Source organism: Methylobacterium oxalidis, assembly GCF_007992195.1.
GTDB classification, from domain to species: Bacteria; Pseudomonadota; Alphaproteobacteria; order Rhizobiales; family Beijerinckiaceae; genus Methylobacterium; species Methylobacterium oxalidis.
In genome coordinates this window covers 1-17,819 of the sequence record NZ_BJZU01000106.1, presented here as the reverse complement: position 1 = coordinate 17,819, position 17,819 = coordinate 1, and the positions used below count along the sequence as shown (strand labels likewise).

At 71.3% G+C, this 17,819-nt stretch carries 15 protein-coding genes; 12 read left to right on the top strand and 3 right to left on the bottom strand.

Annotated elements, in window-relative coordinates; all coding sequences use genetic code 11:
* On the top strand, positions 1–3,930 hold a 3,930-nt coding region (locus MOX02_RS22715), incomplete at its 5' end, for an Ig-like domain-containing protein (RefSeq protein ID WP_210250399.1).
* 97 nt (positions 3,931–4,027) lie between these two features.
* On the opposite strand, the gene MOX02_RS22710 is transcribed toward MOX02_RS22715, so the two are convergent.
* Positions 4,028–4,915: a tetratricopeptide repeat protein gene (locus tag MOX02_RS22710; protein WP_147028111.1), complete on the bottom strand. Its 888-nt coding sequence runs from the start codon at positions 4,913–4,915 to the stop codon at positions 4,028–4,030.
* Between the two features lie 369 nt (positions 4,916–5,284).
* Between MOX02_RS22710 and MOX02_RS22705 the strand changes: the two genes are divergently transcribed.
* From MOX02_RS22705 to MOX02_RS22655, 11 genes are all read left to right on the top strand, one after another.
* The gene (locus tag MOX02_RS22705) at positions 5,285–7,474 is read left to right on the top strand and encodes a TonB-dependent receptor (protein WP_244948447.1); all 2,190 of its coding nucleotides are present in this window, start codon (positions 5,285–5,287) and stop codon (positions 7,472–7,474) included.
* Positions 7,475–7,485: 11 nt separating this feature from the next.
* Entirely contained in the window at positions 7,486–8,169 is a 684-nt protein-coding gene (locus MOX02_RS22700) for a Fe2+-dependent dioxygenase (protein ID WP_147028109.1), read from the top strand.
* Positions 8,166–8,846, top strand: coding sequence for a PepSY-associated TM helix domain-containing protein (locus MOX02_RS22695; protein ID WP_238178687.1), 681 nt, complete (start codon positions 8,166–8,168; stop codon positions 8,844–8,846). The genes MOX02_RS22700 and MOX02_RS22695 overlap by 4 nt, the downstream gene beginning before the upstream one ends.
* A gap of 15 nt (positions 8,847–8,861) precedes the next feature.
* The gene (locus MOX02_RS22690) at positions 8,862–9,425 is read left to right on the top strand and encodes a DUF2271 domain-containing protein (protein ID WP_147028108.1); all 564 of its coding nucleotides are present in this window, start codon (positions 8,862–8,864) and stop codon (positions 9,423–9,425) included.
* 10 nt (positions 9,426–9,435) lie between these two features.
* Entirely contained in the window at positions 9,436–10,254 is an 819-nt protein-coding gene (locus MOX02_RS22685) for a DUF4198 domain-containing protein (protein ID WP_238178686.1), read from the top strand.
* Positions 10,255–10,259: 5 nt separating this feature from the next.
* Complete coding sequence (locus MOX02_RS22680; protein WP_147028107.1) at positions 10,260–11,246, top strand: FAD:protein FMN transferase; 987 nt, start codon at positions 10,260–10,262, stop codon at positions 11,244–11,246.
* A 63-nt stretch (positions 11,247–11,309) separates the two neighbouring features.
* Positions 11,310–11,657, top strand: coding sequence for a hypothetical protein (locus MOX02_RS22675; RefSeq protein ID WP_147028106.1), 348 nt, complete (start codon positions 11,310–11,312; stop codon positions 11,655–11,657).
* 109 nt (positions 11,658–11,766) lie between these two features.
* Positions 11,767–12,012 (top strand): hypothetical protein, encoded by a 246-nt coding sequence (locus MOX02_RS22670; protein ID WP_147028105.1) that lies wholly within the window; start codon positions 11,767–11,769, stop codon positions 12,010–12,012.
* A 96-nt stretch (positions 12,013–12,108) separates the two neighbouring features.
* Positions 12,109–12,837: a Crp/Fnr family transcriptional regulator gene (locus tag MOX02_RS22665; RefSeq protein WP_238178685.1), complete on the top strand. Its 729-nt coding sequence runs from the start codon at positions 12,109–12,111 to the stop codon at positions 12,835–12,837.
* A gap of 426 nt (positions 12,838–13,263) precedes the next feature.
* Positions 13,264–13,848 (top strand): hypothetical protein, encoded by a 585-nt coding sequence (locus MOX02_RS22660; RefSeq protein ID WP_238178683.1) that lies wholly within the window; start codon positions 13,264–13,266, stop codon positions 13,846–13,848.
* 340 nt (positions 13,849–14,188) lie between these two features.
* Positions 14,189–14,638 (top strand): cupin domain-containing protein, encoded by a 450-nt coding sequence (locus MOX02_RS22655; RefSeq protein ID WP_147028103.1) that lies wholly within the window; start codon positions 14,189–14,191, stop codon positions 14,636–14,638.
* A gap of 5 nt (positions 14,639–14,643) precedes the next feature.
* Here the strand turns inward: MOX02_RS22655 and MOX02_RS22650 are convergent, their stop codons facing one another.
* Entirely contained in the window at positions 14,644–16,716 is a 2,073-nt protein-coding gene (locus MOX02_RS22650) for a carbohydrate porin (protein ID WP_373866778.1), read from the bottom strand.
* Positions 16,717–16,937: 221 nt separating this feature from the next.
* Positions 16,938–17,798: a 3-mercaptopyruvate sulfurtransferase gene (gene sseA / locus MOX02_RS22645; RefSeq protein ID WP_147028101.1), complete on the bottom strand. Its 861-nt coding sequence runs from the start codon at positions 17,796–17,798 to the stop codon at positions 16,938–16,940.
* Positions 17,799–17,819: the final 21 nt, after the last annotated feature.

The following is a 17,819-nucleotide window of genomic DNA, read 5'->3' as shown; positions in this document are numbered from 1 at the left end:
GACACGCTGCCGCCGGCGGCCCCCGTCATCACCACCGCCGCCGGCACAACCGGCGACAGCACGCCCACCATCGCCGGCACCGCCGAGCCCGGCGCCATGATCACCGTCTCGAACGGCGGCACCGTCCTCGGCACCACTATGGCGGACGTGTCCGGCAACTGGTCCTTCACGCCGGGCACGGCCCTCGGCGACGGCGCGGCCCAGATCACGGCGACCGCCACGGACGCGGCCGGCAATGCCGGCGCCGCCTCCGCCCCGCTCGCCCTCGTCGTCGACACGGCGGCGCCGGCGGCACCGACCGTGACGAGCCCGGGAGGCCCGACCGCGGACACGACCCCCGCGATCACCGGCACCGGCGAGGCCGGCGCCACCGTCACCCTGCTCGACGGCGGGAACCCGGTGGGCACCGGCACCGTCGGCCAGGACGGCACCTTCACGGTGAGCCCGACGAACCCGCTGGGCGAGGGGCCGCACAACCTCACCGTGCAGCTCACGGACGCGGCCGGCAATGTCGGCGCGCCCTCGAACCCGGTCAGCGTCGTCATCGACACGAGCATCGACACGGGAACGCCCGCCGCCTTCACGGTCGACGCGACCGCGGACGGCGTCCTCAACGCCGCCGAGGCCGCCACCACCGGCTTCACGGTGAGCGGCCTCGACGCGGGCACCACCGCTGCCGCGACCTTCACGGACGGGACCCGCGTGGTCAGCGTGCCGGTCTCGGCGGACGGCACCTACGCCGCCGATCTCTCGAGCCTCAACGGGCCCGTGACCACGAGCCTCCTCCTCTCGGACGCGGCCGGCAACAGCGCCACCGTGGCCGGCCCGTCCCTCAGCCTCGACACGCTGGCGCCGGCCGGCAGCGCCGCGGCCGACACCGCGGGCGGCCCGGCGGCGACGAGCTTCACCGTCACGGTGACGTTCCCCGAGACCGTCACCGGCCTCGGCGCCGAGGACTTCGTGCTCACCGGCACCGACGGGTCCGCCGGCACGATCAGCGGCGTGACGGGCTCCGGCGGCAGCTACACCGTCACGGTCACGAACGTGACGGGGAGCGGCACGCTGACCCTGTCCCTCGCGCCGGGCTCCGACATCGCGGATGCCGCCGGCAACCTCGCGAGCCTGACCCCGGCCTCGCGGGTGGTGGATATCCCCGCGCCCGGGGAGCCGCCGCCCACCGTCATCGCCGGGTTCAGCGCGGATTCCGGTCTGGTCGGCGACGGCATCACCAACGATGCCACCCCCGTCCTGGCCGGCACCGGCATCGCGGGCGGCGTCGTCACCGTGACCTTCACCGACGCGAGCGGCCCCCGCGCACTGACCGCCGCGATCGACCAGCAGGGCAACTGGAACCTCGCTCTGCCGAGCCTCGCGGACGGCAACTACAGCTTCACGGCGAGTGCCATCGGGCCGAACGGCGAGACGACGGACGCCTCGGCGCCGCTCGCGCTGACCATCGACACGACGGCCGACGCCGTGCCGACCGTGAACCTCGTCGTGTCCGAGCCGGCGAGCGGCGTGCTCACCCCGGCGGAGGCGGCCTCCACCGCCTTCACGATCAGCGGGCTCGATGCGGGCTCGGTCGCCACCGTCACTTTCACGGACGGCACCCGCAGCGTGCAGGCGGCGGCGCAGTCCGACGGCAGCTACACGGTCGACCTGTCGAGCTTCAGCGGCACCGTGACCTCCTCGATCGTGATCACGGACGTGGCCGGCAACACGGCGGCCGGCAGCGGAAACGCGGTCGACGTCGACCAGGGCGGCGCCCAGCCCGCGGACCTCGTGACACCGCTCATCAGCGGCATCGAGGCCGACACGGGCACGCCCGGCGACGCGATCACGAGCGACACGACGCCGACCGTCACGGGCCTCGGGACGCCCGGCACCACGGTGGTGCTGCGCTACACGGACGCCACCGGCCCGCGCGACCTGACGGGCACCGTCGCGGCGGACGGGAGCTGGCAGATCGGCCTGCCGACGCTCCCCGACGGCACCTACGACATCGTGGCCACCGGCCGCGACGCCCAGGGCAACGTCTCGGCGCCCTCGCAACCCCTGCGGGTCGTCGTCGACACCGTGGCCGACGCGGGCGCTCCGGTGGCGCTCGGGGTCGATCCGGCGCCCGGCGGCACGGCGAGCGCGGCGGAGGCCGCCAACACCGCCTTCACGGTGAGCGGGCTCGACGGGGACGCCACCGCAACCGTGACCTTCACGGACGGCACCAACAGCGTGACCGTGCAGGCCGGCGCGGACGGCCGCTACACGGCGGACCTGTCCGGCCTCAACGGCACCGTCACGTCGAGCCTCGTCTCCACGGACGCGGCCGGCAACACGGCGAACGCCGCGGGACCGTCGATCGTGATCGACAACGTCGCGCCGGCCGCCCCCGTGGTCGACGGCACGAGCGGAGGGACCACCACGGATTCCTCGCCGGTCCTCTCCGGCTCGGCCGAGCCCGGCAGCACGGTCACGGTCACCTACGGCACCCCGCAGGGACCGGGCGCGGTGACGGGCACCACGGGAACGGACGGCCGCTGGAGCATCGAGGTGCCGCCGCTGCCCGACGGCACCTACACCTTCACGGTGGACGCCACGGACACCGCCGGCAACCGCGGCGCCAGCGGGACGCCGATCGTGCTCACGATCGACGCGGTGCCCGACCCCGTGAATCCCGACCCCGCCAACATCGCGCCGGTCGGCACGGCCGACGCCGCGCGGACCACGGCCCACGCGCTGGCGATCACCGGCAACGTGCTCGCCAACGACAGCGACGCGAATGCCGGCGACACGCTGAGGGTCACGGGGGCCCAGTTCGAGGGCGGCCTCGGCCGGACCGTCTCGGGCGACGGCAGCGTCGAGGTGGTGGGCAATTTCGGCACCCTCACCGTCAGGGCGGACGGGAGCTACAGCTACCAGGCGATCGGTGCGAACAGCCTCAACGCCGGGGCCACGGCCGTCGAGCACTTCACCTACACGGTGAGCGACGCCCGCGGCGGCCTCGCCCAGGCGCGGCTCGACATCACCGTGGGCGGCGAGGTGCCGAGGGCGGAGCAGAGCTTCGGCTTCGCCTTCACCGACGCGAAGGTCAGCCTCGACGGGGAGAGCCTCGTCCTCGTTGGGCCGGACGGCGTCGTCCACGATGTCACCGGCATCGACACGCTGCGCTTCACGGACGGCACGATCCAGAACAACGACAACTATCGCGCGGTGGACGACATCTACTACTACGCGAAGAACCTCGACGTCTGGCGGGCCGGCATCGACGCCGACGATCATTTCGCGGTGTTCGGCTGGAAGGAGGGCCGCGACCCGAACGCCTTCTTCCACACCGCGGAGTACCTCGCCGAGAACCGCGACGTGGCGGCAGCCGGGGTCAACCCGCTCAGCCACTACATCGCCTACGGCGAGCGCGAGGGCCGCAGCCCGAGCGAGGGGTTCAGCGCGGAATCCTACTACGCCCAGAACCCGGACGTGCAGCAGGCGGGCTTCAACGCGCTGGCCCACTACCTCGCCTTCGGTCAGGACGAGGGACGCAGCGTGCTGGCCGGCGAGGGACCCCGCAACGTGACGGGCGACTTCGATCCCACCTTCTACCTCGCCGCCAACCCGGACGTCGCGGCGGCGACCCCGGCCGGCCGCGCCGCGGACAGTTGGGCTCTGCAGCACTACCTGACCTACGGAGCCAAGGAGGGCCGCGACCCGAACGCCTTCTTCGACACGAGCTACTACCTCGAGCAGAACCCGGACGTGGCGGCCTCGGGGATGAACCCGATGCTCCACTACCAGGAGTTCGGCTGGCGCGAGGGCCGCGATCCGAGCCCGGCATTCGACACGAACGCCTACCTCGCGAGCCATCCGGACGTGGCCCAGGCCCAGATCGACCCGCTGGAGCACTTCCTCCAGTTCGGCGGGCAGACGGGCAGCGTCTGAGCCGAGCAGGCGGCCCGAAAACAGACCGAACCCGCGCGGGCACCCTGCCCGCGCGGGCTTCCTCGTCTCGACGGAACCTGACCGCTTCCTCGCCGAGCTATCTCAGCCGGATCCGGCAGCCCTGCGCGGCTTCGGTCCTCAGCCGGCCGAGGCGCAGCCACGCGGCGACGGCGAAGGCCACCGTGCGGGGCGCGCGGCCGCCGATCTCGGGCACCCGGGCAGCGGCCTCCGACGGCGCCCGCACCGTCTCTACGATATCCTGGCCCTGCCCGAGGGTCTGCCGCGCCCGGCGGGCGATCGGCTCGAAGCCCGGCGGTCCGCCCCGCTCCAGCGTGTCGGCAAGAGCGGCGAGGCAGTTCGGCGTCGCGGTGACGAGCGCCCGCTCGAATTCCGCTGCCGCCTCCGCGATCAGGCCCGCCTCGGCGAGGAGGAGACCGAGGTTGAGCGCCCCCCAGCCGTCGCCGACCTCGGCGGCCCGCCGATAGCAGGCCATCGCCGCCTCCCGGTCGACCGGCGTGCCCCAGCCCTCCTCGTGGCAGCGCCCCAGGAGGCCGAGCGCCTTCGCGTGCCCCTGCTCGGCGGCGGCCGCGAAATGGCGGACCGCTTCCGCGTGGTCCCGCCGCACGCCCTCGCCGTAGAGGAGCAGGCATCCGACGTTGTAGAACCCCCAAGCGAGGCCGCCCGCGGCCGCCCGCCGGTAGTGGCGCAGGGCCTCCGCCTGATCGACGGGCACGCCCCAGCCGAGCTCATGGCAGCGCCCGACCATGTTGCGGGCCTCCAGGCTGCCGATCGCGGCGGCGCGCGCGAACCACTCGTAGGCGGCCTGCGGATCGTGGGGCACGCCCTGACCGCCGAGATGCATCTGGCCGAGCACGAGTTGGGCCGCTCTGAAGCCCTTGGCGGCCGCGAACCGGATCCACGACACCGCCTCCTGAGGGCGCGTCGCGAACAGGTGCCGCCAGTCGGCCTCGGAGTGTCGGTGCAAGTCCCAGAGATTCGGAGTCTCGATGCCGATCCCGGCGGCCGGCGAGCCGCTCCATCCCGATGCAGATCCGTTCGCTCTCACGCCCGACACGTCGCTCCGACGGCGGCCACCAATGGTCCGCGTTTAGCAGCCCAATACCACCAAGCTGAAAGATGAGAAGCCTGATTGAGCGTAATCGATCTCAGTTCGGAATGATTTCAAATTGTATTTAGAGGAAATCTAATTTGTTGCACTTGTGTATCTTTTGCGGAAAACACCGAAACCCGGATTGCATCTTGGAGAGGAGTTTCACTAAGGACGATCGACGAGCGGAGAATATCGGTGATGTGCGTCCAGCTATCGATCAGGGAAACGAGCGGCCCGAACGCGGTGGGAGTCGGTCTCGCAGCGACGCTGGGCGCCTTCCTGCCCTTCGACGCGCTGGCGCAGGACGCCTTCGCCGACCTGCCGCTCCTCAGCGTCGAGGGCATCCGGCCGGGCGATCCCAACGTGCTGAACGAGGGCACCGGCCTCTCGCGCCTGCCCGGCCGCATCCAGGACACGCCGCAGGCGATCAGCGTGGTGCCGGGCGAGGTCATCCGGCAGCAGCAGGCGACGACGCTGGAGCAGGCCCTGCGCAACGTGCCGGGCATCACGGTCTCGGCGGGTGAGGGCAACGGCGGCCTCAACGGCGACCAGTTCCGCATCCGCGGCTTCCAGGCCAAGAACGACGTCTACCTCGACGGCCTGCGCGATTTCGGCGTCTACGCCCGCGACAGCTTCAACATCCAGGACGTCGTCGTCATCAAGGGGCCGGCCTCGGAGACGCTGGGCCTCGGCACGGCGGGCGGTGCCATCAACATCATCTCGAAGCGGGCGGGGCTCGCGGACTTCACGGCGATCGATACGCTCGGCGGCAGCGGCCCGACGGCGCGCGGCACCTTCGACATCAACCGCCGGATCGACGAGACCACCGCGCTCCGCCTCACCGGCATGGTCCACCGCCAGGACGTGCAGGACCGCGACCTCGTGAAGTCGGACCGCGCCGGCTTCGGTGCCTCGCTCGGCTTCGGCCTCGGCACGAACACGACCTGGTTCCTGAACTACTTCTATCAGCACAGCGAGCGCACGCCCGATTACGGCGTGCCGACAGCGCTCCGCCCCGGCGACCGCTACGCCAAGCCGCTCACCGAGTTCGGCCTGCCCCGCAACACCTCCTACGTGCGCACCACCGACCGCGACGTCGCGGACGTGCACCTCCTCACCTCGCTGATGAAGTGGGAGGTGGCGCCGTGGCTGACGGTCACCAACGATTCCCGGCTCTCGTTCTACGACCGGAACTTCTCGACGACGGCCGCAACCTGCACGGGCGCCTGCATCACCGGCTTCTTCGGCGGCCAGAACCCCTTCGTCACCTACAGCGCGGGCGGCGGCCAGACCTTCGCGCAGGACGCCTGGGGCGCGCAGAACGTCACCACGGCCATCGCCAAGTTCCACACCGGCTTCCTGCGCCACGAGGTCGTGACCGGCCTCGACCTGTTCTACCAGGACGACGACCGCATCAACTACACGGTGCTCGGCACGCGCCCGAACCAGCGGGTGCGGACCCCGATCCACGACCAGTTCGGCTACGCGCTGGTGCCGAACCCGAACAATCGCCGCCTGACCCAGGGCGCCGATCTCGGCGCCTTCATCAGCGATCGGGTCTGGCTCACCGAGCAGTTCTCCGTGCTCGGCGGCGTGCGCGTCGACCGCTTCATCAGCAGCTACACCACGAACGCCACGAACGGCGTCTTCGGGCGAGACGTAGTCGCTCCCTCGACGGGCGTCAGCCCGAAGGTCAGCGGTATCTGGCAGCCGACGCCCGAGCAGACCTACTACGTCTCCTACTCGCGGGGCTTCTCGCCGCAGGGTCAGTACGTGGCGAACTCCACGGGCATCGAGATCCCGAACGCCGCAGCCCTCAAGCCCGAGGAGAGCGACCTCTACGAGATCGGCGGCAAGGTCAGCGTGCTCGGCGGCCGCCTCGGCCTCGCGGCGGCCCTGTTCCGCGTCGACAAGAGCAACAGCTTCGACATCGACCCCGTGACGGGCCAGCTCATCAACGGTGCCCTCGACGCGGGCGAGCGCCGCCGCGTCGACGGGTTCGAGGCCTCGATCACCGGCAAGCTCACCGAGGAGTGGACGATCCTCGCCGGCTACACGCACCTCGAGGGCACCGTTCTCTCAGGCGCCAACACGGGTCGCGTCGCGCCCTTCGTGCCCGAGAATGCCCTCACCCTCTGGACCACCTACGACCTGACGCATCTCGGCCGGTCGTGGTGGAACCTGCCCGGCCGGATCACGATCGGCGGCGGCGTCACCTTCGACGACGGCTACTTCCCGGCGAGCGACAACATCACCCGGATCCCCGGATCCTTCTCCCTCGACGGGCTCCTCTCCTACGAGACCGATGCCTACCGGGTCGCCGTCAACGTCTACAATCTGACGGACGAGCTGAACTACGGCGCCACCTTCTCGACCCGCGCCGTCCCGCTCTCGGGCCGGACGGTGCTGGTGAGCCTCGGCACCCGGTTCTGAGGACCCGACCCGTGCTCGTCCATGTGAAGAACGTGCTCTCGTCCGAGGAGGTCGCGCATGTCCGCGCCCGCCTCGAGGCGGGGGATTGGGTCGACGGACGCGTCACCGCCGGGCAGCAGGCGGCGCGCGCCAAGCACAACCTGCAGATCCCGGAGGACTCGCCCGTCGCGCGCGAGCTCGGCGACCTGATCCTGCGGGCGCTCGGGCGCAGCCCGCTCTTCAACGCGGCGGCGCTCCCCCTGCGGGTGCTGCCGCCGCTGTTCAACCGGTACGACGTGGGCATGAGCTTCGGCGCCCACGTGGACGGGGCGATCCGCATGGTGCCGGGTGCCGGCATCCGGATGCGGGCCGACGTCTCGACGACGCTGTTCCTGACGGACCCGGACGCCTACGACGGCGGCGAGCTCGTGATCGAGGACACGTTCGGATCGCACGCGGCGAAGCTGCCGGCAGGCGACATGATCGTCTACCCGGCCACCTCCCTGCACCGCGTGGAGCCGATCACGCGGGGCTCGCGCTGGTCGGCGTTCTTCTGGTCACAATCCATGGTCAAGGACGACGGCGCCCGCGCGCTGCTCTACGACCTCGACCGCGGCATCACGGGTGCGCGTGCGGGCCTCTCCGACGACAACCCGGCCGTGATCGCGCTCACCAGCACCTACCACAACCTGCTGCGCCGCTGGGCCGAGCTGTGAGGAGCGCGATCCTCGCCCGGAAGATCGACGAGGAGGCCGCGCCGGAGGAGGCGCGCCGCCGCGCCCGCGGCCGCCGCGCCTTCTGGTTGAAGCAGCTCTACGCCTGGCACTGGGTCTCGTCGGCCCTCTGCCTCGTCGGCATGCTGCTCTTCACGGTGACGGGCTTCACCCTCAACCATGCCGGCCGCTTCGAGGCCCGCGCCGCGGTCGAGAGCCGGGAGGCGAGCCTGCCGCAGGATCTGCGCGAGGCCCTGGCCGCCCTGCCGGCGAGCGGCCGCGCGGCCCTGCCGGAGCCGGTCGCCGGCTGGCTGAAAGCGCGGCTCGGCGTCCCGGTCCCGGTCCGCGAGGCGGAGCTGTCCCGCAGCGAGATCCTGCTCTCTCTGCCGCGGCCCGGCGGCGACGCCTTCGTGAGCATCGGGCGCGGCGACGGCGCGATCCTCTACGAGCGCACCGACAGGGGCTGGGTCTCCTACCTCAACGACCTTCACAAGGGCCGCAACGCGGGCGCGGCCTGGGGCCTGTTCATCGATCTGTTCGCGGGTGCCTGCCTCGTCTTCTGCCTCACGGGCCTGATTCTGCTGCAGTTTCACGCCGGGCGCAGGCCCGCCACCTGGCCCGTCGTCGGCCTCGGCCTCGCGCTGCCGCTCGGCCTCGCCCTGCTGTTCGTTCACGCCTGAAAGGCCGATTCGCCCATGCGCCTGCCGACGCTTCCTCGGACACGCACCTCCGCACCCGCCTGCGCGCGCTGCGCCGTCACCGCCCTGTTCCCGATGCTGATCGCCGGCCCCGCGCTCGCGGGCGAGGTGGCGATGAGCGTCCAGATCCCGCGCCTCGACGTCTCCGAGTACCACCGCCCCTACGTGGCGATCTGGCTTGAGGGCGAGGACGGGACGGCGCTCGCCAACCTCGCCGTCTGGTACGACGTGCGCAAGAAGGAGGGGGAGGGCGGCGCCAAATGGCTGAAGGACATGCGGCAATGGTGGCGCCGCATCGGCCGCGAGACCGACCTGCCCCTCGACGGAATCAGCGGCGCCACGAAGCCTGTCGGCGCGCACGCCCTCAGCTTCCCCGCCGACTCCGCTCCCTTCGCGGGACTCAAGCCCGGACGTTACGAGATCGTCGTCGAGGCGGCCCGCGAGGTCGGGGGCCGCGAGGTGCTGCGCCTGCCGGTCTCCTGGCCGCCGCGGGAAGCCGCCCGCGCCGACGCCCAGGGCGGCAGCGAGCTCGGCGCCGTCTCGGTCAGCCTCAAACCCTGAAGGATCTGCCGTGAGAGACCCCCTGCGCACGCTCGCCCGCCTCGCGCTTCCCCTCGCCGCCCTGCTGGCCGCGGCGCCCGCCTCCGCCCACAAGGCCTGGATGCTGCCCTCCTCGACGGTGCTGTCGGGCGGCGACGTCTGGGTCACCTTCGACGCGGCGATCTCGAACGACCTGTTCGTGTTCGAGCATGTGCCGATGCGCCTGGAGAACCTCGTGGTCACCGGGCCGGACGGGCAGCCCGTGAAGCCCGAGAACGCCGCCACGGGCAAGTTCCGCAGCACCTTCGACGTGCATCTGACGAAGCCCGGCACCTACCGAGCGAGCGTCGCCAACGAGGGGCTGTTCGCGACCTACAAGCTCAACGGCGAGCCGAAGCGCTGGCGCGGCCGCCCGGAGGCGCTGGAGCGGGACGTGCCGAAGGAGGCGGCCGACCTGAAGCTGACCCAGTCGCAGCAGCGCACCGACACCTTCGTCTCCCTCGGCAAGCCGAGCGCGACGGCGCTCGCGCCCACCGGCAAGGGTCTGGAACTGCGCACCGACACCCACCCGAACAATCTCGCCTCGGGCGAGACCGCCCGCTTCACGCTGATGCTCGACGGTGCGCCGGCGCCGAACGTCGAGGTCGAGGTGGTGCGCGGCGGGGTGCGCTACCGGGACGCGCCGGGCGAGATCCGGCTGAAGACGGGAGCCGACGGCAGTTTCAGCGTGAAGTGGCCGGAGCCCGGCATGTACTGGATCGGCGCCGAGGTACAGGACGACAAGGCCACGATCCCGAACGCCCGCCGCCGGGCCGCCTACAACGCGACCGTCGAGGTGCTGCCGCAGTAATCCGCGTGCGCCGCGTCCTGATCCCCGCGACGGTAGCGCCGATCGGGCCGGACGGGGCGCCCGCCGGCCCGGTCGAGTGGCTCGAGGGCCGGACCATGGGCACCACCTGGACGGTCCGCCTCGCGGGTGGCCGGGGGCATGGGGAAACCCTTCGGCCGGTAATCGAGGCTGAGCTCGACCGCCTCGTCGCCGAGCTCAGCCACTGGGAACCCGCCTCGGCGCTGTGCCGGTTCAACCGGGCGGAGGCGGGCAGCCGCAACGTCCTGCCCGAGGCCCTCTTCACCGTGCTCGCCGCGGCCTGCGCCATCGCCGAGGACAGCGGCGGCGCCCTCGATCCGACGCTCGGCGCTCTCGTCGACCTCTGGGGCTTCGGGCCGCCCGGCCCCGTCCGGGAGCCTCCATCCCCGGAAGCCGTCTCGGCCGCGCGCGCCCGGACCGGCCACGGAAGGCTCGCCCTCGACCCGGAGACCCGCAGCGCCTTCCAGCCCGGCGGCCTGCGGCTCGACCTCTCGGCCATCGCGAAAGGCTACGCGGTCGACCGCATCTCGGACCTTCTCGCCGCGCGGGGTCTCGGCCATCACCTCGTCGAGATCGGAGGCGAATTGCGGGGCAGGGGGCTGAAGCCGAGCCGCGAGCCCTGGTGGGTCGCGCTCGAGGGCGAGGCCGGCGCGCAGACGGTGGTGGCCGTCCACGACCTTGCGGTGGCGACCTCGGGCGAGTACCGGCGCTTCTTCGAGCATGGCGGTCGCCGCTTCGGTCACAGCCTCGATCCCGGCAGCGGATTACCGGTCGCGGGGCGCCTCGTCGCGGCGAGCGTGCTCCATCCCTCCTGCATGATGGCGGACGGGCTCGCTACCGCGCTGATGGCGCTCGGGCCCGAGGCGGGACCGGCCTTCGCGGCGGAGTGCGGCATCGCGGCCCGCTTCCTGACCCGCGACGGTGGTCGTCTGGTCGAGTCGTTCAGCCGCGCCGCGGCAGCGATGCTCGCGTAGCGGGTACGCGAGACCGTAGATGCTACCATAACCGGCGCCGGGTCACCGGCCGGGGAGGTTGGCATGTCGTCGGAGCGTCGCAGGGAGCCGCCGGGCGAGCGCAAGGATGTGGGCAGCGCGCTCTCCCATCACATCCTGCCGAGCGCGGCGACGATGATCGGCATCTGCACCACCCTGATCGGCCTTGTGAAGATCGCCGAGGCGCAGATCGGCCAGAGCCAGACCGACGAGTGGGTCGGGCTCGCGGCGCTCCTGTTCCTTGTGAGCGCGCTGACCTCCTACCTCTCGCTGCGCCTGCCGATGAGCCGGCCGGTCGGACGGCGCCTGGAGCGGGCCGCGGACCTGTTCTTCCTGCTCGGCCTCATCGCCCTGTCAGCCCTCTCGCTGGCCTTCGCCTACGAGGTGATCTGACGAGGTCCCGTGCGCCAGCGTACCCTCCGCGCGGACGGCCCGAAGGCTGGTACTCTATGGCTCAGCCCGCCGTGCGGAGGACGAGACCGGGCGATCGTGGAGGAGGCTCATGCCGACGGAAGACCGACGCGCCGAGCTCGCCCAGAAGGCCCTCGACACCTACGCCCGCCAGGCCGCGAGCGAGCACCGCTGGCGCACCGTGCGCCGCCTGCACGATGTCTCGGAGTGCGAGATCGTCGACCTCATCACCGATCTCCTGCTCCTCGCCCGCCTGCGCGGTCACGATCCGGCGACGATCGTGGGCAAGGCCGAGCGGCACGTCTACGCGGAGACCGGGCATCAATACGGACCCTGACCGCACGGCCTGCAGCCGAGGTCCGATCTGCCGCCAAGGTCCGAACCGATGCCGGATGTGATGGACCGCCATGAGCGTTCTTCGGCGCAGGCCGTCGTGACCGGGCGTGCCGAGGGGCTCGCGTCCGATCCGCTGATCCGCAGGCTGGCCCATGCCGGTCCGCTCTCCGAGGCCGAGCGGGAGGCGTTGCGGGAACTGGCGCTGAACCCGCGCTCCTTGCCGGCCCGCCGGGACATCGCCGCGCCGCCCGCACCCGAGACCGTCCATCTCGTCCTCGGCGGCATCGCCTGCCGTTACAAGATCCTGCTCGACGGGACGCGGCGGATCGTCTCCTACCTGCTTCCGGGCGATCTCTGCGACGTCCACGTCGGCGTCTCCGGCGCGGCGGACTGGAGCCTCGGCACGCTCACGCCCTGCGCCGTCGCCGACATGCCGCGCGAACGCTTGGCGGGGCTGGCGCGCATCCATCCTGGCATCGAGCGGGCGCTGCGCTGGGTGACCCTCACGGAGCTCAGCGGAGCCCGGGAGTGGCTCGCCAATGACAGCCGGCCGGCCGACCGGCGGATCGCGCATCTCTTCTGCGAACTCCTCGTCCGCCTCCAGGCCGTCGATCTCGCCGGCGACAGCAGCGTGGACCTGCGCATCTCGCAGGTCGACCTCGCCGACACGGCCGGCATCTCTTTCGTGCACGTCAACCGAGTCCTGCAATCGCTGCGGGCGAGCGGCCTCATCGTATCCGGCAAGCACATGCTCACGATTCCGGATGTCGTGCGCCTGCAAGCTTTCGCCGAGTTCGATCCCGGTTACCTGCACCTCACGCAATAAAACCGCGCGCGATGGGAAGCCGTCTACGACCGTCAAATGTTAGTCTTCTGAAATCCTCAAGGCTATCGCGCCGCACAACGCTTGCCGCACTGCGCAGGAAATGCTCATCGCGCACATTTTCTGCCCAGAACCACTTGCATTGTGGGGCGTGCCGTGACAGTGATCGGGCGTCCGTACAAGGCAATACGGGAGAGCCCAGGCCGGCGTGAGTCGGTTATGGCGTCGAACGAGCGACCGCCCCCGGAAGCTCTGAGGCACAATCCCGTATCGTTGGACGATCTGGAGTGAGGCGCCGTCAGGCGCCCACCTAAGGGCAGCCCACCCCGCATCCGCGGGTCCGGGCGGCTCCCAGGGACCCGCGACAGATGGGGGCAGCCGAAATGCTAGAGCGGGCATTTCGAAGCCCGCCTGTCGTGGGAGAGCGCCGTGTACTCAGACGATTTCGATTACGACTTCGATGCGCCGGATTCGGACTGGAACTACGAGCCCTCGCGGGCCGAGCTGTTCCGGGAGATCGACGCCGCCGTCTACACGACGGATCCGGACGGCCGCCTGACGTACTACAACGAGGCCGCAGCCGCGTTGTGGGGGCGCAGGCCCGTGCTCGGGCTCGATCGCTGGTGCGGCTCCTGGCGGATCTACGACACGGACGGCACGCCCCTACCTCACGACCGCTGCCCCATGGCCGTGACTCTTCAGGAGGGTCACGAGGTGCGCGGCGCGCAGGCCGTGCTGGAACGGCCGGACGGGACGCGGGTGGCCTTCATGCCCTACCCGACGCTTCTGCGCGACGAGATCGGGACGGTGGTCGGCGGCGCCAACATCCTCTTGGAAGTGCGGCGCCCGCCCCAGCTGCAACTCGCCCGCGAGGAGCGCCAGCCGCGCGAACGTGAGCGGGAACGCCCTATCGGGCGAGGCCGTGCCCGCCTCGACCGTCTGAGCCCGGCATCTCTCGATCGCACGCGGGGTCGAGTGGCGCTCGCGACAGGCTGCGATCGATCTCTCGCATGATCCAGCGCTTCAACCGGAGCTTCTGAGACCGCTTCATCGCTGCCTCCGTCTGGCGAGCCCGGATCGGCCTGCCATCGGGACAGCGTGCGGGATCTCGGGCCGGACATGCGCCGCGGCGGATCGGACGATCGGCCGGGCTCGAATCGCCCGGCCGGAGCCGGGTCACAGGTCGGGGAGAAACGCCACATCGGGCAGGAGGTTGCGGCAAAGGAATCCCGCTACAGCGCGGCGTGTCGTCTCAGGCGGTCACTCGCCGGACCACTTGGAATATCGGCCTGTACGGTGCCTGCCCGGAGCGTAGACTGGGTCGCGACGACCATGTCGGTCCGGAGGCCAGACCATGTCGACCATCCCTGAGACCCGAACGGCGCCCGGCGCGACCTGCCGCGTCCTGGAGGCCGGCGCCAGCTTCACCGGCAAGCAGGGCTTTTCCTACGCGCCCGCGATCTCGGCCGAGACCGTCGGCGCGCAAGGGCTCCACATGCAGATCGTGACGATCCCGCCCGGCGCTTGGGCGCGGGCGCACAAGCACGAGAACCACGAGACCGCGATCCACGTCCTCAGCGGCCGCTCCGGCACGTGGTACGGGGATCGGCTGGAACATCACCTCGTCGCGGGCCCGGGCGATTTCGTCTACATCCCGGCGAACATGCCTCATCAACCCTACAACCTGAGCACGACCGAGCCGTGCATCGCGGTGATCGCCCGGACCGATCCGAACGAGCAGGAGAGCGTGGTTCTGCTGCCCGAGCTCGAGACGATCCACGCCGTCGAGCATGCGGCGGGATAGGGCCCTCAGAAATCGGCGTGGATGCGCGTGCCGAAGAAGTTCGCAGGACCGCGATCCCGGTTGTAGGCAGGGTTCACGACGAACTGGTAATCGAAGGTGAGCGTGACGGCCTTCGTCAGGCTCAGCGCGTAGAAGGCCTCGAAGGCGCGCTCCGGCCCATAGTTGAGTCGCCCGTCGCCGATCAGCAGGCCGAGGCCCCCATTGGCGAAGAAGGCCCGGTGCGCGGGGGAGAGCCCGTTCACCGTGGCGCCGAGCCCGACCGTGTCCGCCGGTCGGTCCCAGCCCGTCCCCTTGAGGGAGAGGCCGCCGGACAGGGAGCGGTCGACGTCGGTGAAGGACAGGTTCTCGTTGCGCCCGTCGGCGGCGCTCGCCCGGGCGAAGACGCCGAGATCGGCCGTGACGGCCTGCTCCAGGTTCAGGTAGACGCCGCTCTTGCGGCGCGGGCGGCGCGTGGCGTCGGCGGCGTCGTTGATGTCGGCGAAGAGGCCGGCCTGTGTCAGGCCCACCACCTCGCGGTAATTCGCCGAGTTGCCGACGTTCGAGAACAGGCCGAGCCGCAGCTTGCCGGGCTGGTCGAGCCAGGGCAGGACGTGGCGCTCCTCGAACTCGATCGTCGCGCCGCCCCGCCGGAAGACGCGCGGATCGAGCACGTCGTTCGAGGGTTGCTTCGGCACCTGCGTGTAGGCCGCCCGGATCGCGAACGACGTGCGATTGTACTCGACCATGACGCCCTGCGTGAAACCCGGCAGGTTCGCGGGGAAATCCCAGGCGGTCGAGGCCCAGAGCGACCAGTTCATGAAATCGACGCGCGGGTCGTGGGCGTAGACGTTGCCGTCGAAGAAGTCGCCCAGCGCGAACTTGCCGGCCACCACCGTGATCCGCTCGATGTCCCGCCGGGTGGCGACCTGGTTCGGCCCGTCCGGCACGTCCTCGGTCTCACCGCCGAGGCCGAACGTCTGGCGCAGGAAGTAGCGGTTCGAGCGCAGCTTGGGGAAGGGCGCGCCCGCCTTCTGGGCCTCGCCGTTGACGAAGCCGGCAACGCCGAGGGTGCGGCTCAGGCCGAAGCCCTGGCTGAATTCCGGATTGTAGTAGAGCTCGGTCCCCTCCCACAGCTTCAGGCCGAGAAAGGCGGTCGCGGTCGTCGTAGCCTGCGCCTGATGGGGCACAAGGCTGTTCGGGCCGCGATAGGGCGAGCGGAAGCCGGGCACGCCCTGGTTGAAGAAGGTGGTCTGCCCATGCAGCGATACGCGCTCACCGAGCGACACCGCGCCGGGTCCCACCTCGTCGGCCTCCGCGGGCAGGGCGAGGCCGCCCGGATACCAGGACAGGCGCGCCAGCATCTGGTTCGAAGTCGCGGCGACGCGCGTCGCGACCGGGCCTCCGCCGGGGCCGGGCACGCTCCCGAGATCGAAGCGTCCGCTGCGGCCGAGATCGACGTAACGATAGTCGAGCCCCAGGGCGAGATGGTCGGTGATGGCGACCTGCACGCCCGCGCCGAGCGTGAAGCCGAGGCGCGTCAGGTCCTGTCGGGCCCGGACGCCGGGACCGCCCGCGAGATCCGGGTACTCCGCGAGGATGCGCGTCTCGGCACCCGCGAGGCCGAAGGTGGCGTAGACGAGGGCGCGCTCGAAGCTGAGGCCGAGCCGGGTGCGCAGGGTCCCGTAGAGGTCGGTCTTGCCGCGGATCAGGCCGAAGACGGGGTCGACCGCCTCGTAGCCGAAGCCGGGCGCAGTCGAGGCGACCGGCCGCTTGAGGTTCGCGCCGACGAGATCGGCCTCGATGCCGTAGAGCCACGGCCCGGATTGCCAGTTGTAGCCGGCGAAAGCACCGCCGATCGCCGTGGTGGCGTCCCGGCCGATGTCGAAACGGCCGGTGGCGTCGCCCGACTTGAAGGGCGGGACGGGACGCCCGCCGATCGTCGTCGCGTCGAAATTGAGTGCGCCGAAGGACGCGCCTGCGCTGCCTTCGAGCCCGAAATAGGGCCCCGACCAGTCGATGAGGGTGGTCGCCGGCGGACGCAGGGCGGGATCGGCCGCTCGCGCCGGATGCGGCAGGCAGATGGCCGCCAGCGCGGCCACCCACAGGCGCGCTCGCCGATCGGCCCTCCTGGCCCGGTTCCGCCGCACGCCTGCCCCCTCCGCCCCGCGCCCACGCATAGCAAACGGCGCCGGGCCGGCAATCGGGCGAAGCCGCCGCGTCACCTCCGTCCCGGCCGCGTTGCAAAAATGAGCCAGGCCGTCGTGACGGACGGATGACAGTGCTGGGGAGGAAACCTGCCGCGGCGCGCCAGGAGGACGGGCTAATCCCGCGGCTTGGCCGGTCCGATCTCGACCGGGCGCGCAGTGTCGGCACCCCACTCGGACCAGGAGCCGTCGTAGAGGGCGCGGGCCGGACGGCCCATCGTCTCGAGGGCGAGCGACACGATGGCCGCCGTGACGCCCGAGCCGCAGGTGGTCAGGATCGGACGGTCGGGGTCGACGCCGTTCTCCGCGAACACGGCGCGCAGGGCCGCCGGGTCCTTCATACGCCCGTCGGACTGCAGGGCGGCGTAATGGAGGTTGAGCGCGCCCGGCATGTGGCCGGGGCGGACGCCGGGGCGCGGCTCGGGCTCCTCGCCGCGGAACCGGCTGCCGGAGCGGGCATCGACCACCTGGGCGCTGCCGCTGTTGAGCACCCGGGCGATGTCGCCCGCATCGGCCACCGCGCCGTTGTCGAGCCGGGCCGTGAAGTGGCGCCGGTCGCGCGGGCGCGGCTCGCCGTCCTCGGTCGGGAAGCCGGCCGCGATCCAGGCAGGAAGTCCGCCGTCGAGCACAGCGACGTCGCGCACGCCGAAGGTCCGCAGCATCCACCAGACACGCGGGGCTGAGAACAGGCCCATCCCGTCGTAGACGACGATGTGCGCGCCGTCGCCGATGCCCAATGCCCGCATCCGAGAGGCGAAGACCTCGGGCCGCGGCAGCATGTGGGGCAGGCCCGATGCCTCGTCGCTCATGGCGTCGATGTCGAATCGGATCGCGCCCGGGATGTGGGCCGCGCGGAACTCGGCCTCCGGGTCGCGGCCCGCCGCAGGCAGATACCAGGAGCCGTCGACGACGACGATGTCCGGTGCGGCGAGGCGCTCATGGAGCCATTCCGGGCTGACGAGGGGCGTGGTCGCCATCGAAGATCCGTCCTGCGGGCG

Coding starts and splice junctions, on each gene's coding strand:
- MOX02_RS22690 (WP_147028108.1), top strand. CDS start 8,862: ATGCGCCTGCCGACGCTTCCTCGGACACGCACCTCCGCACCCGCCTGC.
- MOX02_RS22675 (WP_147028106.1), top strand. CDS start 11,310: ATGTCGTCGGAGCGTCGCAGGGAGCCGCCGGGCGAGCGCAAGGATGTG.
- MOX02_RS22670 (WP_147028105.1), top strand. CDS start 11,767: ATGCCGACGGAAGACCGACGCGCCGAGCTCGCCCAGAAGGCCCTCGAC.
- MOX02_RS22655 (WP_147028103.1), top strand. CDS start 14,189: ATGTCGACCATCCCTGAGACCCGAACGGCGCCCGGCGCGACCTGCCGC.
- sseA (WP_147028101.1), bottom strand. CDS start 17,798: ATGGCGACCACGCCCCTCGTCAGCCCGGAATGGCTCCATGAGCGCCTC.